Origin of the sequence: Priestia sp. P5 (assembly GCF_029522155.1) — a bacterium.
Classification (GTDB): domain Bacteria; phylum Bacillota; class Bacilli; order Bacillales; family Bacillaceae_H; genus Priestia; species Priestia megaterium_E.
In genome coordinates, this window is sequence record NZ_JAKWFJ010000001.1 from 2372707 (window position 1) to 2388725 (window position 16019).

General features: G+C 36.6%; 14 protein-coding genes and 1 other annotated feature (1 of these 15 running past the window's edge). All 14 genes read right to left on the minus strand.

Going from position 1 to position 16019, the window contains the following annotated elements; translation table 11 throughout:
* Positions 1-101: a binding site (T-box leader), on the minus strand (it extends 126 nt beyond the left edge of the window).
* 389 nt (positions 102-490) lie between these two features.
* The 14 genes from MMB69_RS12780 to MMB69_RS12845 all read right to left on the minus strand — a co-directional run bounded on the left by MMB69_RS12780 (position 491) and on the right by MMB69_RS12845 (position 16002).
* Positions 491-2233, minus strand: coding sequence for a sulfatase family protein (locus tag MMB69_RS12780; protein WP_277447836.1), 1743 nt, complete (start codon positions 2231-2233; stop codon positions 491-493).
* A gap of 507 nt (positions 2234-2740) precedes the next feature.
* Entirely contained in the window at positions 2741-3199 is a 459-nt protein-coding gene (locus MMB69_RS12785) for a cell wall hydrolase (protein ID WP_221783232.1), read from the minus strand.
* 189 nt (positions 3200-3388) lie between these two features.
* A complete protein-coding gene (locus tag MMB69_RS12790) occupies positions 3389-4690 on the minus strand; it encodes a valine--pyruvate transaminase (RefSeq protein WP_277447837.1) in 1302 nt (433 codons plus the stop codon).
* 15 nt (positions 4691-4705) lie between these two features.
* Positions 4706-5941 carry a DUF6421 family protein gene (locus MMB69_RS12795; RefSeq protein ID WP_277447838.1) on the minus strand — a complete coding sequence of 412 codons (1236 nt, stop codon included), beginning with the start codon at positions 5939-5941 and terminating at the stop codon, positions 4706-4708.
* Positions 5942-5968: 27 nt separating this feature from the next.
* The gene (locus tag MMB69_RS12800) at positions 5969-6907 is read right to left on the minus strand and encodes a DMT family transporter (protein ID WP_277447839.1); all 939 of its coding nucleotides are present in this window, start codon (positions 6905-6907) and stop codon (positions 5969-5971) included.
* Positions 6908-6939: 32 nt separating this feature from the next.
* A complete protein-coding gene (locus MMB69_RS12805) occupies positions 6940-7500 on the minus strand; it encodes a hypothetical protein (protein ID WP_269870669.1) in 561 nt (186 codons plus the stop codon).
* Between the two features lie 15 nt (positions 7501-7515).
* Positions 7516-8778 (minus strand): ATP-grasp domain-containing protein, encoded by a 1263-nt coding sequence (locus MMB69_RS12810; RefSeq protein WP_277447840.1) that lies wholly within the window; start codon positions 8776-8778, stop codon positions 7516-7518.
* A 311-nt stretch (positions 8779-9089) separates the two neighbouring features.
* Positions 9090-9674, minus strand: coding sequence for an NAD(P)H-dependent oxidoreductase (locus tag MMB69_RS12815; protein ID WP_269870667.1), 585 nt, complete (start codon positions 9672-9674; stop codon positions 9090-9092).
* A gap of 129 nt (positions 9675-9803) precedes the next feature.
* The gene (locus tag MMB69_RS12820; RefSeq protein ID WP_221783219.1) at positions 9804-10652 is read right to left on the minus strand and encodes a helix-turn-helix domain-containing protein; all 849 of its coding nucleotides are present in this window, start codon (positions 10650-10652) and stop codon (positions 9804-9806) included.
* 143 nt (positions 10653-10795) lie between these two features.
* Entirely contained in the window at positions 10796-12001 is a 1206-nt protein-coding gene (locus MMB69_RS12825; protein ID WP_264409176.1) for an MFS transporter, read from the minus strand.
* A 184-nt stretch (positions 12002-12185) separates the two neighbouring features.
* Entirely contained in the window at positions 12186-13358 is a 1173-nt protein-coding gene (locus tag MMB69_RS12830; protein ID WP_221812818.1) for an iron-containing alcohol dehydrogenase, read from the minus strand.
* A 190-nt stretch (positions 13359-13548) separates the two neighbouring features.
* The gene (locus MMB69_RS12835) at positions 13549-14010 is read right to left on the minus strand and encodes a GNAT family N-acetyltransferase (RefSeq protein WP_221812819.1); all 462 of its coding nucleotides are present in this window, start codon (positions 14008-14010) and stop codon (positions 13549-13551) included.
* A gap of 39 nt (positions 14011-14049) precedes the next feature.
* The gene (locus MMB69_RS12840; RefSeq protein WP_013083185.1) at positions 14050-14307 is read right to left on the minus strand and encodes a SunI/YnzG family protein; all 258 of its coding nucleotides are present in this window, start codon (positions 14305-14307) and stop codon (positions 14050-14052) included.
* Between the two features lie 213 nt (positions 14308-14520).
* Positions 14521-16002: an amino acid permease gene (locus MMB69_RS12845; RefSeq protein WP_195693905.1), complete on the minus strand. Its 1482-nt coding sequence runs from the start codon at positions 16000-16002 to the stop codon at positions 14521-14523.
* Between the last annotated feature and the right edge of the window lie 17 nt (positions 16003-16019).

The following is a 16019-nucleotide window of genomic DNA, read 5'->3' on the forward strand; positions in this document are numbered from 1 at the left end:
TAAGGTGGTAAATTAGATGATTTCTTAAGGGCTCTCAGCCAGTGACCCTATTCTCTGCGAAGAAAACAGCATCTAATTCGTGTCCTTTTCATTGCCAAATACTGTTTATTAGTTGTTAAAAGCGATTATAGTGTATAAATTTAACAAAAGTCAAGAAGTAATTTTTTATTTTTTATGGTATAGAATTACTTTATGCTTGAATTTTTGAAAAGTTACTTAAGAATACAGGACTTAAAAAGTTTTTTATTATACTATTAATGACTACATTTCATTCTTATTTTCATAACAATAAAGGCGAAAAAGAAAGATGCTATAAGTCCTTATTTGTTTTATCTAAGCGGAATTAACGAAGTGCAACCAATACTATCCCAAACCAGAACAAGTAACATATCACAAGCGTCATCAGGTTTTTTTATTTATATACTAAAATATTAAATACACCTTTTTATGCTTACCCAAATGTTTGACTTCAATCCGTAGAAACTATTTTTTATCTATCTTTAGACGGAAGCTCATCATGCATGCTTCCACTTTGCGGAAAAATCCGTTTTTTCCTGACTTGTTCTTTAAGAATAACATCAAGCTGGCGCTGAATTTCCCTTGTTTTATTTGTCGAAAAATACGGGTGAGCCAGATTTACTGTTTCTAACGGATCCTTGGTCAAATTGTACATTTCAATTTGATCAGGAACACGGGTTGTTTTAAGGGTAGTAAAACTTACAGGATAACCTTCATATTGCTCTCCGTGAATGAATTCATCTTTTTCGTCAGCTGCTGACCAAAATTGCAGATTATCATGATAGCGAGCGTATTTCCAAACTTCCTTTCCTGCCGCTGACGAAAACTCGACAGTGACCGCTTGAATGTGATTAGGCTGAACAACTGACGGGTAGCTTTCTCCTAAAAAATTTGTTTGGTGAAGTCCTTTTGTCGGGTCATCATCCGTCATGAAGAAAATCGCTGTTTCCTCTTGCTCAGCACACGTTTCTCCTCGAAGTATACCTGACAGGTCTCGCCCAACAAATGGATGTACTTCCGTATGACTTTTTTGTAGTTGCTTTTGAATAGCGGAAGCATCTATATTAGCTAAACTAAGCATTGTCGGGATCAAGTCAACGTGACTAGTCAACAGGTCTGTACGTTGATAGCTAGGAAACAAATGCTTGTTGTGAATGAGAAACGGCACATGAATAGATTCTTCATACATGTTGTACCATTTTTGATGTAGTCCTCCGTGAGCCCCAAGCAAATCACCGTGATCAGACGTAAAAATAATAATGGTATTTTCATAGAACGAAGATTGTTCGATGGTCCGAAGAACTTTTAAAATTTGTTTATCAACATTTTTTTGAAGCTGATAATATAAGCGCCGGTAGAAGCTAGAATTTGGCGTCGGCTGCAGCGCTTTTGGGTAGATGTATTTATAGCTGCTTTGAGCGCTAGGCTTTGTTTGTAAAGATTCTCTAATGGTAGGTGGCGGCTCGATGTCCGGAGTTGTCTCGTCAATAGAAAACTGAAACATAGGAAGGTGTTTGGTAATCGCTCCGAACAGCGCAATGTCATGCGGGTTCACAAACGAAGCTACCATGAGCCAAGGCTGCGCAGTCTTTTGATATTCTAATCGTTGGATAAGCTCTATGATTTCCTCTGCATATATTTCGTCTCGTCCGCTCACTCCAATGGCCGCAGATGAACCAGAATTGTGCGGATTTCTCCCTTCCGGCTCTGGACCAATCCACTCTGAAAAACCAAACTTTTCAAGCTTATTAGCCCGTTGATAGAGGCGCTCTTTTTCTGGATCCGGTATTCCTGTTTGCATCTGATAGCTAGAAAAAACGTTATGTGTTCCTGGAATTAAGATGTTCTCATCAGAAATATGCCATTTTCCTTTATAAAAGGTTTGGTACCCAGCCTGCTTAAAATAATCTCCCATCGTTGGGACGGTATTAGGCTGCAGCCAAAACATATCAGGATCTTGTGACTTCTTTGCGATACCTTGCGTTTGCGAAACTCCGTGCAAGGAAGGGTATTGTCCTGTAAACAATGTAGCTCGACTTGGTGAACAGGCTGTAGAACCGACGTAGTGACGAGTAAACTCCATTCCATGCTGTTTTAAAAATTCATGTGCTTTTAAATGTTTTTTTCTCCACTTTTTTAGTTCTTTACTTTCATATAAGGGTGGAAATCGCTCCTCGTCCACGATAATTAACAAAAAATTAGGCTGTTTCTGCATGTTTACTCCTCCGCGTGTTTATCAAATTTTCTGTATTGATAAACTATGTAAAAAGCACTTTTTTTAGAAGAACGGAGTACGGTTCATGTCTTTTTATAACCAAACAAAAAAAGACTTGGAGGATTTCTCTAAGTCTTTCATAGCTCGTTTCAATACGATATTCCTTATTTTTTGTATGCTTTTAGCTGCTGATTTCGTTTATAGGTGCCAATGATACTAGGTATACCTACAATTATACTTATCGTAAAACTTCACATCATGTAGCGCCAATCCCCTGTAAAAAGCGCTACTCCCATAAAAAAAACGAGCTGACCGACAAGAGCTCACCATGAAGCTATCCAAGCAAACATCATATTCTCTTTCACGTTATCACCTCATATTTTTAATTATGAATGACTTCTTATATTTTACCATGAAATTCTAATTTTAAAGGTTGTTCTACTGTGTATTTTATGTACATAACTAAAAAAGCTAATGACAGCGCGTAGCTAGGCATTAGCTTTTTTATTATTTTGCAAATACATGATTTCCTATTTTAATTGTTTCCTGCTTTTGGCGCAGCCATTGATCTCCCGTTTTATCAGGATTAAAGAAGAATAATGAACCTTTTCCTTGACCTTGGAAGTTAATTGCTTCTTCTACAGCTTTTTTTGAATCTTTGTCTGCAGGTTTATTAATTTGACCGTTGTTGACCGGACTATACTGACCTTTTTGATAAATAACGCCTTTTACAGTGTCTGGGAATTTGCTGCTGTCGACTCTATTTAATACAACTGTTGCCACGGCTACTTTGCCTGCATAAGGCTCTCCTTTGGCTTCGGCTGATACGAGACGAGCTAATAATTCTTTATCATTTTTATTTACTTGAACGTGCTGTTCATGAGCGGGCGCTGCAGCAAATGCTGAGTAACCTGCACCAAAACTTGGGATAAGCATCGCTATAGCGATTACTAGTTTCTTTATCATAAAAATAAAAAGCCTCCTTGCTATTTCTTGACGTGGTTCATATGCTAGCAGAAATATAGGAGTCTTTCATTGCAAAAAATTATCCAATTCCAAAAGAAATTGGATGTTATTGTCTTCTTTAAACAATCTTTAGCTTATAAAGAATCCTTTATGATTACGTATGAGTTGCACCTCTAAACCTTAAAGAAATTATATTTTTTCTGTTTGAAATATAAAGTTTGAACTGTATATTTCCTTAACTACTGAAGAAAGAATATCAATTCCTTTCTTTAACTCCTCATCTGTAGCAGTAAGACTTATACGAATACACTCCCGGTTGTGAGAAGAAGATTGGCTGCTGTGAAAGAATGAGCCGCCTGGTACTACAATCAAGTTTTCTGCTTTTAATTTATTGTATAGATCGCTATCACTGAAAGGCAAACCTTCTAACCAAAGCCAACCAAATAACGAACCTTCCGCTTTGTGCAAATACCAAGGAATATCATCCGGCATACGTGTAGTTAAAAGATTTTTTAAATAGTCATGTTTTTGTTTATAATGAGTTCTTATATAGTTAGCTGAAATTCCGGCTAACTGCCCGCTCTTTAAGGTGTTAACCACCATTCGCTGACCTAGCCTAGAAGAGTGAATTAAAATATTTGATTGAAATGCTTCCATTACTTTTATGAAGTCACTTTTTCCTATAGCAATTCCTATTCTCTCTCCAGGCAATCCGGCTTTAGAAAGACTCATGCAGTGAATGATATTATCCTGTATGATTGGATCCATTTCAATAAAATTAATAGCAGGAAAAGGCGGTGCGTAAGCTGAATCAATTAGCAATGGAATGTGATAGTCCTTGCAAACTTGGGATATAAACTGTACGGCTTCTTCGGAAAGGATGTTGCCGCTTGGATTATTAGGTCTTGATAATACAATAGCTCCGATGTCTGGGTCCTGAGCTATTTTATCTTTAAATGCCTGTTTGTTAAATTCATAACGAAACGTATGATGATCAAGCTTTGAGACGATAGGAGGAATTCCTTCTATTATACCTTCCTCTAGTGCCACTCCGCTGTACCCAGCGTAATCTGGCAGCATAGGTATTAATGCTTTTTTTACTCTTCCTTCTTTACTTGTACCGCAAAACGAATTTAAAGCTAAAAAAAAGAGATTTTGACTTCCCGACGTGATCAAGACTTGTTCTCTGTCCAGTTTAATACGATAATTCGTAAAGAAGTATTCTCTTATGCAATCAATTAATTCATGCGTACCGTAACTAGAACCATATTGGCTAATCAAATTTTTTAATTGTTTGTCGTTCACAATATCTCTTAAAGCTTCTTCCCACATTTCATAAACTTGAGGGAGGATGGCAGGGTTGCCAGCACTTAAATTCACATATTGATTGAGATCAGAATTGAGCACTTCTTGGATGTCATGCATAATAGTGCGAACGCCTACTTTATTAGTCATTTTGTTTCCTATTTTACTTAAATGCAAAGCAGTCACTAGTGCACCTTCTCCTTAAAGATTATGGTCATTGAATAGTAAGTATGGAACTTCAATCTTTTTATTTTGCTGATTAATAAAGTAATTGTCCGGGATAATAAATTTATCACCGTTCTCACTAGGCAATAAGTATTTTCGAACATAATGTTCAGCTTCTTCTTTATAGTCAAGGTCATTTTGAATCGTTTCAAGTTCTTCAATTTCTTTTACTAAAAGATCCAGTTCTTTTAAGCATATGTGTAAATCTAAATAAGCATGGTCTCCTTTTCGGGATATTGAACGCCCATTTGCAACTAACCAGCTAAAAAGAAAAAATCCTGTTCCAGAATCAAAGTTTCGGGGTGCATTATGCTGACTAGGGTATCTTAAAAGTCGTTCAAAGAGAACAAATTCCGTTATCTCTTCCCAAAAAGGATATTTTCTTTTATGAAGAGTCAGCACCGTCTGGCAATCTACTTTAACTTCTTCTAGTATGCCCGCAAAAAAATTCATTTTCGCCTGTATATGTTGATCAAAAGGTTTATTTCCGCAGTGATGATAATAATCATGCAGATATCCCCAGATTACCCTTGCCTGATAGGTGTCTTGTCTATTCATAGTGCGAGATTTAAAGTTAAAATCAGGAAAGATAGAATACGCTCTTTTTAATGTATCCTCATTGTATATGCTGTGAAATTTATTAAAGAAAAATATCGCGAAGTTTTGACTTGTTACCTTTTCTTTTGTTTTTACATTCTCAGGGAAAAATACAATACACTTCCCCTCCATAAATCCTTGAGTGCCAGCCAACAGCTTTAAAGATTCACATCCATTTTTAGGATGAGGAAGGTCTACTTCGATGGATTTCATGATTTCAGGTTCATCGCGAACGGCGATAAAGGCTTCTAAATAAAACCCTCTTTTTGTAGGGCCATTAGGCGTTACAATCGGTCCTAAAAAGAACGTTGCTTCCCCGTTTGCAGGCGGACTATAAGCAATTAACGTTTGATCAAAGTAAGGAGACTGATCGAGTCCTCTTTCAATCCAATCACATACGTCATTTTTTAATGCATTCCACACTTTAGATAAATTTAAAGAGTTATATATTGTTTCAGTTTCAGCAACTACTTTTAATAAGAGCTCTCTAGCTTTTTCGTAATTTCTTTTGACCTCTCCATTTGGGCCCTGATATTTTCTTATCTCATATAGAGCAGGTACTATTTTATCGTTTAATAACTCCACTAAACTTTGGGTATGATTTTTTGTTAACATGATTAAAACCCTCCTTTTTTAGAACAGCTACTTAGCAGAAATATTTTTAGATGATTTAAGAGTAGAGCTATTTGTGTTTTTCTCTATTTGCTTTTTCAAGTTAATAAATATAACTCCTGCTATTACAAATGCTGTACCTATATAGACCTGTTTGTTTAATGCTTCACTTAAAAAGACAAATCCTACATATAAGGCGATAACCGGTGAAATAAATAAATGTGCCGTTGCTTTTGATATATGCCATTTCTTTAATAAATAAATATTAATAGAAAACCCCACGACCGACCCTACAATGGCCAAGTATAATAATGAGATAAGACTAATCCCAGAGAAAGTACGGTTTCCGTTTTCCACAAACAAACTAACAATCAGTAAACAAGCGCCTCCACTTAGCATCGAAAAAGAATTAAAGGTCATAATAGGCAAAGATTTTATGCGAGATTGAACTTGAACAGTTATAAAAGCAGAACCTAGCATAGCCATTAAAATGACAATCATGGCTACTATTTGAATCACATTTCCCTGTATAAACAGCTGATTTCCAAATACAACGCTCATACCAATTAAGCACATGACTACACCTATCTTTTGCCCTTTTGTAGCTGGTGTTCCTTTAAATAAGCGATTAAATAAAAGAGCAAACACTGAAATGCTGGCAGCTAAAACGGAAACAAGCCCGCTTGGCAAATAGACGGATGCCCAATAAACAGAACCAAACGGTAGAGCAAAGTACAAAATTCCATTTAATGCTGAAATGATTACTACTTCTTTTGAAACGTCTATTTTTTTTGTGAATAAGAGGTAGAGGGCGATTATTAAACTAGCAATTAAAAACCTCATACCAGCTGACCATAGAGGCAAGCTATCTTTTAATCCAGTCTTTTGAAAAGCCCATGTCGTTCCCCCGATGACGGCTAATAGACAAAACAAAAGATGTACATGAATACGGGTTAATTTAGAAATCACTGTTTCACCTTATTTCTTTTTTAAAGTTGAGCCTATTTTCTTCCGTGGAGCGTAAAACACATCGGTACTTCTCCAAAATCTTTTACAACTGTTAACCCCTGCTCGTTAGCAGCTTTACTTGTTGTAATACATGCGTCTACCTTTCCTTCTAAGCAATCAATCGCCGCTTGAGCGTTACTATTTACTAACTGAACATTGGGACTGATGGAATGAGCTAAATCAACAGGGGCAGGATGTGAAGCAATTAACAGTTTATTGTTTGTTATCACCTCTTCTTTTGAGGCAAGCACCATGTTATACGTTGGCATAATAAAGCTATCTACTAGCTCTAAACTAGTTAAATTTTTGAACACAATATCATGTAAGTAAGGATATACCGCGCAGCCTAGAAGAGCAGAACTCTCTGTTTCTTTCACATGAACTAAAGCTTCTTCCAACGTTTGATGCAAAAAGACCTGACCTTGTATGCTTTGGCGTTCGAACCACAGATAGCCTGCTTTTTCACAATTTGTTCCTTCAGGACCCAAGGTATGGATAATGCTAATTTTTTGAAGCTGCTGATTTTTCTTACTAGACGACTCTGCAACTATCATAGCCTTTGATACCCCCTATGCGTTTACTTTATTTTGATAAACGATTTTTACTTTGTTATCTAAATAGCTGTAATACTGCTCACAGTCGGAATAAGAGTCATGAGTGGTTAAAATAAATCCAGGGTAACCTGAAAAGTGCGGATATGGTAAAATGTCTGTCCCTTTAGTTATAAATTGAATAACCCTTTTTACTTCAGTATCTCTACGCACGTCTTCTAAGCCTCGAATTTCTTTAAAAATCCCATGGCCTTGCACAGGGACAATGTAGTTGCCCACCACTTTCTTTCGTTTTCTTTTATTTTTCAATGCAGGAGGTTTTAATCCTAATACATAGTAAAAAACTAGCTCCATATAGTTAATACCTGTACTTTCCTTTACGATGTAGTGAGAAATCCCAGATCCTCCAATGCGCGCTCCTATTTCAATCACATAAGGTTTTCCCGCTGGATCCAGGCGTAATTCAATATGAGCCGGTCCATCCTCAATCCCTAAAGCATTTGCTGCTCTAGCTGCTTCTTGTGCAATAGATTGCCAAACGTTTTCTTCTAGCTGAGCTGGAGCTATATAAACACCTTCTTCAAAGAAAGGTCCTTTGGAATTTCCTTTATAACCTATAGAAAGTACATAAACTTCCCCTTCTACAGAGAACGTTTCAATAGCAAACTCTGGCCCGTCTATAAATTGTTCAATTACCATGCTCGTTTTATTTTTTGTGAATTTACTTAGGTCTTCTTCATTTACGCGTCTCACTTTTTCTATGCTGTCAATCAGTTCTTTTTTATTATTCGCTCGTGATACACCTTGACTGGAAAATCCGTTAGAAGGTTTTACTACCACAGGATAAGGCAGTGAAAGATTCTTGAATTCCTCCGTATTTTCAATCTCTTTAAAATACGGAGTGTTAAGATCATTATCTTTTAAAACCTCTCTCATTTTCTGTTTGTTGCGACAGTTACTAATCACAAACGGTGATAAGCCCGGTAAGTTTAATTCTTCTGTCAGCTGAGCTACAAACTCTAACGCAGGCTCATATAATGTCATAATGCCGTCAAAAGGATTTTTGTGATGCTCTGCTTTAATAATCTCAAGAGCTTTGTCTGGGGTGTGAAATAAATCAATGGGTATGAAATTTTGTACGTTTTTAAGATGCTTAGGTTCTACTTCTTCTTGGTTATAAAAAAACGTCACTTTAATTCCGAGAGCTTCTGCTTCTTCAAAAATAAACGGTAAATATGTATTTTGTAACACAACTGCTAGATGCTTATTTTGTAACGGCATTTACTTCCCCCCTACTTTTAAACAGCTCTTCACTGTTCGATGACTAAATTCTAATGACCGCTTCATATATTTGTCAATTTAATTTTATATAACATTAGGAATATATAGAATATTTGATATATTAGTAAAAGGTAAAGAAAAGAATGATTTATAGGGTTAATACTAAAGCGAAATTAAAAGCAGGAATTTTGCTATTTGATTATAAAGATATTGTTAGAAAAATTTAATGAGAATTTTTCTATAAAAAAGAAAGGTCGACATAGATTCAACCTTTCTTTTTTATATTTTTTATTAAAACAGATATTTATCATTTATAAAGTTACATCTTTTTCAGCCATCTCATTTAGTATTCTTTTTAATGCAATGTTGGGGTTTAATGCGGGATCCTTTATATGCTGAACTAAGCCTTCCGCACTTTCACTAATCTCTTTTTCGGTAGCTACAACCGAATTGTATTGAACAAAGTGAGTAAGAAACTTCATGCCTGTTAAGTTAGCCGTTTGTTGCAGCGGTTTTGTTAACTCACTGATTGTATAGTTGTTATAACCTCCTGCTCTGTATGACTTTTGCGAACCCCCCACTGAAATTGCCAACACAAATTCTTTTCCGTGCAGTCGAGTACCATTCGTACCGTAGGCCCAGCCGAAAGTTAATACATCGTCCAACCATTTCTTCATTAACGGAGGTGTGCTATACCAGTAAAAAGGAAATTGAAAAACGATGCGGTCATGCTTTAATAAAAGCTCTTGTTCTTTTTCTACATCAATTTCCCAATTTGGATAGCTCTCATAGATATGATTAACTGTGACATCTTCCTTCTCTAATCGCTTCATCCACGCTTTATTAACGTTAGATTCTGTTAAATTAGGGTGAAATATATTTACTAATACTTTCATTATGATCTCTCCTCTACTGTGTATGATCTTTATAGTACGGAGATGATTTTCACTTAAACATCTCCTCTTAAATCGCTTTACACGTTTATTTTAGGAGATATTCAAGTCGTTTTCTTGTACAAAATTCGGTTATTTTTGTACAAAATTTTGTTTCCACTTAAGCGGGGAGATTCCGGTTATTTTCTTAAAATGCCTTGAGAAATGGCTTTGATCTGTAAAGCCTAATTCATAAGCGATTTCACTGAGCGGCAAACTAGATCTTTGCAATTTTTCTTTTGCTCTTTCGATCCGAATCTTAAGCAAGTATTGATGAGGCGTTACGCCTAGCGTTTGTTTAAAGCTGTTAATGAAATGAGACGGACTTAAATTAGACAAACGAGTTAACTTATCTAATGTAATTGATTCAGCATAGTGGTCTTGCATGTATTCCATCGCTATTTTTAAATGCTCAAGTCCCGGATCCTTACCAAGGAAATTGGACTGACTATCGTTATGCTGTTTTAAAATGTGATAAATAATTAAATTTGTAACTGAGTCAATGTACAGTTTTCCTTGGGGATTCCCCTGTTCAACTTCTTCGCTAAGCCATAAAAGCAGCTGCTGCATTTTATAATCTTGATTTCTAAGGTAATAGCTTAAATCAAGCCTAGAAGATAAGTTTTCTTTATCAGCTATTTCTTTAACGGTTTGAGGATCTAACTCGACACGCAAAAAAGATAGCGGTTCTTTCCATTCGCAAGTGCTGTCAGCTCCAGCAGGAATAAAGTTAATATCATTTTTAAAAGCTACTCCTCCATGAAAGCTATCTGCTACTGTTTCTTGAATCGCAACAGGCTTAGCGGTACGGTGAAGAAGGAGCAAATGTTTATCCAACGTTTCACGTGCTTGTTGAGGCTGCACGTTTTCTGCTTTTATAATTTGAACATTTTCTTGTTTTTGACTCAAAATGTCCTTTGAGTTAAACTTCACTTCTTTCATATTGCGCTCCTTTTTCATAGATATATCCATTTTTCACTTTCTTGTTTGAATTTATGTGAACCCTTTTTGTTTACTATAACGAAAGAGAAAATAAAAAGAAAAGAAGTGAACTTATAGGTTCACTTCTTTTTTTGACGTAGCATTTATTTCATAGTCTGCAAATGATTATTAGCTTTTTGTTTTGCATCACGCTGAACGAAAAAAATGATGCAAAGCGCCAAAAGATATAAACATGCAAAAGCTGTTATGTACCAAAGCGCTGAGGTAATTCCGCTTACATCCATAGTAAAGCCAATAAGTGCAGGGAAAACAGCTCCTCCAAGCCCTGAAAAACCAGTAATTAAACTTGTTACAATACGAGCAGATCCAGTAAACGTATGGTTAGCATATACCATCGTTATCGAATAGATACCTGACATTGCAAGCCCTAAAAACCCTAATAAAATATAGCCTGCTACTGCTTCTTTTAACACAATAAATAGCACTAAACTCACAATTGTTCCTCCAATGCTGCCAAAAAGATAACGTTCGTATGTAACGATTTGAATAATCCATCCAGTAGCCACTCGGCCTATTAGCATAGCCACCCAAAAAACGCTTATGCTCAAAGTAGCCTGTGACGGAATTACATCTAGATACGCGATAAAAATAGACGAAAGAAAATTATTCATACTGCTTTCTACTCCGGCATACATAAAAATCATCACACTAAAAAGAGCAAGTATTTTCCATCTTTGATTTTTAGCAAGCACAGGCGCAGGTTCTGAGTTGGCGTCTGAAGCATCGCTTTCTGAAGTTGAAACAGTCTCTTTTTTAAAAGGAATTATTTTACAGACCACAACCATTAATAAAGCTAGTACACTCGTTATAAAAAATGAAAACCTCCAGCTGTTCTGTGAAATCAATAAGCTAGCTACTAACGGCATCAACAGCGCACCTAGACCGAATGATACTTCTAAATAACTCATAACAATAGCTCTTCTACCGATAAATACTTCCATCATTAAAGTAGCTACAACTACTTCCAATGCGGCTACACCAATACCGTTTAAAAAATTGAATGCAATAATCCACTCAAATGGAGGCAATAAAAGCATGCCTATTTGTGATAGCGCTATCATTAGTGCAGAAACTGTAAGTAAATTCATTTCTCTAAAGCGTCCTAATAGAAAAGAGGATAGCGGAACTCCTATCAAAAATCCTAAAGAACCTAATAATACAAGCTGTCCGCCAACTGTATAGGACACATGATAATGTGTTAACAATTGCGGTAAGACGGACCCTACGGCTGTAATGACTAATCCACCCAGCAAATAAAGCGCATATGAAGCTAGCGCAAACTTTTTCATCTTCCCACTCCCTTAAATTCTCTAAAACTTTCTTTCTGTACTTAATTATAAAGCTTTTCCTTTAATTGTTAACTGAAATTTGAGAAAAAAACCATTCTTCCTCCTCTACTTAATTTCCAGTCATTTATAGGATAAAACAAAAAGAAGAAGACAGATGTCGTCTCCTTCTTTTTTGCTTTTCACTTTACAGTGACGCTTTTAAAATAGCTAAAATATCATCTTTATTTAGTTTTTTAAAGTTACCGAAACCTCCGTGCTCCATTTCACGAGCAGCAATTCCAGCAATTTCGTCTAGTCGCTCTTCGCCGATATCGTAATCTGCTAAGCGAGAAGGTGCACCAAGGCTTGACCAAAAAGCGCTTAGCTTATCGATTCCTTCTAACGCAATTTCTTTGTCACTTTTACCTGCAGTTTCAATATCAAACATGCTTGTCATTACACGCTTCATACGAGTTACATCTTGATCTACAACGTGTCGCATCCAATTTGGGAATAGGATTGCTAAACCGCCTGCATGAGGAATGTCATATACCGCTGATACCGCGTGTTCAATTGTATGTGAAGCCCAATCGCCAAAGTAGCCCATTTGAAGTGTTCCGTTTAATGCGATTGTTCCGGAATATAAAATCGTTTCGCGGTGCTCGTAGCTTTGTAGATCTTCTAGTAATTTTGGTGCTGTTTCAATTACTGTTTGTAATACGGAATAGCACATACGATCTTGTAAAGGCGTGTTTTTCACGTTATGGAAATATTGTTCAAACACATGGCTCATCATGTCTACCATGCCGTAGATAGTTTGATCTCTAGGAACAGAAATCGTGTTCACAGGATCTAATATAGAAAATACAGGATGCGTAACGGCGCTTCCCCAAACGTATTTTTCATTTGTTTCCCAATTTGTAATAACAGAATCAGGATTCATTTCAGAACCTGTTGCTGCCAACGTTAATACCGTTCCGAACGGCAGTGCTTTTGTAGCCGTTACTTTTTTGTTAATAATATCCCAGACGTCTCCTTCATACTCAGCTCCGGCAGCGATTGCTTTTGTGCAGTCAATAACGCTTCCTCCGCCGACTGCTAACATGAAGTCAATGTTTTCATTTCGGCAAATTTCAATTCCTTTTCGTACCGTAGATAGTCGAGGATTGGGCTCTACGCCCGCTAACTCATGTATATTTACGTTTAACTCTTTTAACAGCGTAAGAACTTGATCGTATAAACCGTTTTTCTTAATGCTTCCTCCGCCGTAAACAAGCAAAATATTTTTTCCGTATTTCGGGAGCTCTTCTGATAATGCTTGAAGCTGATCTTTTCCGAAGATTAATTTTGTGGGATTATGATAAATAAAATTTTCCATACTATCTGTATACCTCCTAGTTGAATACAAAGCAATTTGTCGCATTACGCGAACAATAATGTAAGTATAAATGTAAAAAAAAATTTTTTCAAGAGTTAAGTTCTCAAATCGCGTACTTTATTTTATTGAGTAATTGAAATGAAGAAAATGGCTTCTTAGATATAAAAAAGAGAGCAAGTAAATGCTCTCTTTAAAGTTCTTTATAAGCCATTTTTCTATACGCAACAAATCCTTCTTTTTCGTAAAAGCTCTCGGCAATCGTATTGTCACTCCAGTAATCTAACTCAATTGTAGTGATCTCTTTTTCACGAGCAATGCTATAAATTTCTTTCATTAAACTTGAACCAAACCCTTTGTTTTTGTAAGGCTCTGCAATATTTATTTGATGAACATAAATTGATTCATAGGCTTTTTTAAACACTGTCTCTGAATACTGCTTTATTTCCAGCCAAGCGAATCCCACATGCTGTCCTTCGTCTTCTCCTAAAAGAAAGATAAATCTATCGTCTTTCATCACTTTCTTAAAAAATTCATGTATCTTCTGAAAATCATATGTTTGAAAGCGCTCGGGGTATAATTCTACATGCAGTTGATGAACAGACTGATTAAGCTTGGCAATTGTATCAGCATCGAAAGTAAGGCTAATCTTCAATTTTTTCTCTCCCATATATCTCGTATTTAGGAATGGTCGTTATGAATTTATTTCGTTTAATATAGCCGGTGCGTTTGAGGTAAATAACAGATAGTTTTTATTGGTCGTTTTTATAAAGATGCGGTCAGTCGTTCCGTACGGAGGGCCAATTCGAATGGCGTTTGCTTCTTTACCTCCATACGTGTCATCTTCCATTACTTCAAGAATGTCTTCTAACGGAATCGTAAAGTGTGAAAGCTGCCATTTTATAATGAGATTATCATTTATTTTTCGGACACTGATAGTTGGTGTAAACATTTTATACATCCCCTTTGATTAACATGTCTTTTCATCATTATAGAATAATTTTCTTTATTTGTAAGTTAATTAACATTTTATCTTTCTTTTTTATATACCCTTCTCTTCTTTATTGTTAAGATTGACATAAATTTTTTTGTAACTTCTACTCAAAAAAATGAACCTTGTTGTCCAAGGTTCACCTTTTTACTTATCGTTAGCCGTATAGCTTTTTTATTTCTTATCTTCTCTTTGGATACACGCATGCAAAGGCACAACCTTGGTTTTCTTTGCTATTTTATATCCCCACCACGTCGCTAAAAAGAGAGGCAGGCCAATGTAGGAGACCGTCAAGCCGTACCAATCAATTTTGTCAGAAAGTACCGCTTGATAATTCTGTCCTAGAATAACAATGAGACACATTCCAAATGCAAGAACAGGACCTAGAGGAAACCATTTTGCTTTATACGCCAGTTCATTTATATCCCGTCCTGAAGCAACATATGCTTTTCGGAAACGATAGTGGCTGATGGCAATACCAATCCACGCAATAAATCCGCTCATGCCTGAAGCGTTTAAAAGCCACATATACATTTGATCACCAAAAATTGATGTTAAAAAGGCAAGACCGCCAATGATAGTGGTTAAAACAAGCGCGTTTACCGGAATTCCTCGACGATTAATTTTTCGAAGCGCTTTAGGCGCTTGTCCTTCATTGGCCATGGACCATAACATTCGCGTAGAAGCATATAAGCCAGAAGTTCCGGCTGATAAAACCGAGGTAAGAATAACAGCATTCATCACTGAAGCAGCTGCAGCAATTCCTGCTTTTTCAAAAACAAGCGTAAATGGACTAACTGCAATGTTATCCACATCTCCTCCTAGAAGAGATGGACTGGTGTAAGGAATGATAAGCCCGATTACAGCAATGGCTGCAATATAAAATAGAAGAATGCGCCAAAAGACTTGGCGAATGGCTTTTGGGATATTTTTTTGAGGGTTTTCACTTTCCCCCGCCGCAATGCCGACTAGCTCTGTACCTTGAAAAGAAAATCCCGCGATAAAGAAAATGCTTAGTACGGACAGAAATCCGCCGTTGACCGGCGCTTCTTCTAACGTAAAGTTTTTAAAACCGATATATTCACCGCCGAAAATGCCAAAGATGGTCAGAAGGCCCACTCCGATAAATACAATGATGGTTACTACTTTTACGAGAGCAAACCAATATTCAGATTCTCCATAGCTTTTTACAGATAGGAAATTAAGTAAAAAAATTAAGCCTAAAAACAAAGCACTCCAGATAATACTTGGCACATCAGGGAACCAAAACTTCATGATAATAGCAGAAGCAGCTATTTCTACAGCGAGCGTAACAGCCCAGTTAAACCAGTAGTTCCAGCCGAGCGCAAAGCCGAGAGCTGGGTCTACATAATGACTGGCGTACGTAGAAAAAGAACCTGATACCGGCATAAACGTAGCCATCTCTCCAAGACTAGTCATGAGAAAGTAAACCATAATTCCAATAGCCCCGTAAGCAATCAGCGCTCCTCCAGGTCCAGCAGTTTGGATGGAAGATCCCGTGGCTAGAAATAAGCCAGTTCCGATTGACCCTCCAATGGCAATCATGGTCATATGACGCGCTTTTAAGTGGCGTTTTACATGCTTATCGTCCTGCTTCTTTTCTTCTTCATTACGATTTATATCGACCGCTTCCATACTTATCCCACCTTTAT

What these genes read in the sequence shown, in the direction of transcription:
- MMB69_RS12780 (WP_277447836.1), bottom strand. Translation starts at nt 2,233, where the DNA reads ATGCAGAAACAGCCTAATTTTTTGTTAATTATCGTGGACGAGGAGCGA.
- MMB69_RS12785 (WP_221783232.1), bottom strand. Translation starts at nt 3,199, where the DNA reads ATGATAAAGAAACTAGTAATCGCTATAGCGATGCTTATCCCAAGTTTT.
- MMB69_RS12795 (WP_277447838.1), bottom strand. Translation starts at nt 5,941, where the DNA reads ATGTTAACAAAAAATCATACCCAAAGTTTAGTGGAGTTATTAAACGAT.
- MMB69_RS12805 (WP_269870669.1), bottom strand. Translation starts at nt 7,500, where the DNA reads ATGATAGTTGCAGAGTCGTCTAGTAAGAAAAATCAGCAGCTTCAAAAA.
- MMB69_RS12810 (WP_277447840.1), bottom strand. Translation starts at nt 8,778, where the DNA reads ATGCCGTTACAAAATAAGCATCTAGCAGTTGTGTTACAAAATACATAT.
- MMB69_RS12815 (WP_269870667.1), bottom strand. Translation starts at nt 9,674, where the DNA reads ATGAAAGTATTAGTAAATATATTTCACCCTAATTTAACAGAATCTAAC.
- MMB69_RS12820 (WP_221783219.1), bottom strand. Translation starts at nt 10,652, where the DNA reads ATGAAAGAAGTGAAGTTTAACTCAAAGGACATTTTGAGTCAAAAACAA.
- MMB69_RS12825 (WP_264409176.1), bottom strand. Translation starts at nt 12,001, where the DNA reads ATGAAAAAGTTTGCGCTAGCTTCATATGCGCTTTATTTGCTGGGTGGA.
- MMB69_RS12830 (WP_221812818.1), bottom strand. Translation starts at nt 13,358, where the DNA reads ATGGAAAATTTTATTTATCATAATCCCACAAAATTAATCTTCGGAAAA.
- MMB69_RS12840 (WP_013083185.1), bottom strand. Translation starts at nt 14,307, where the DNA reads ATGTTTACACCAACTATCAGTGTCCGAAAAATAAATGATAATCTCATT.
- MMB69_RS12845 (WP_195693905.1), bottom strand. Translation starts at nt 16,002, where the DNA reads ATGGAAGCGGTCGATATAAATCGTAATGAAGAAGAAAAGAAGCAGGAC.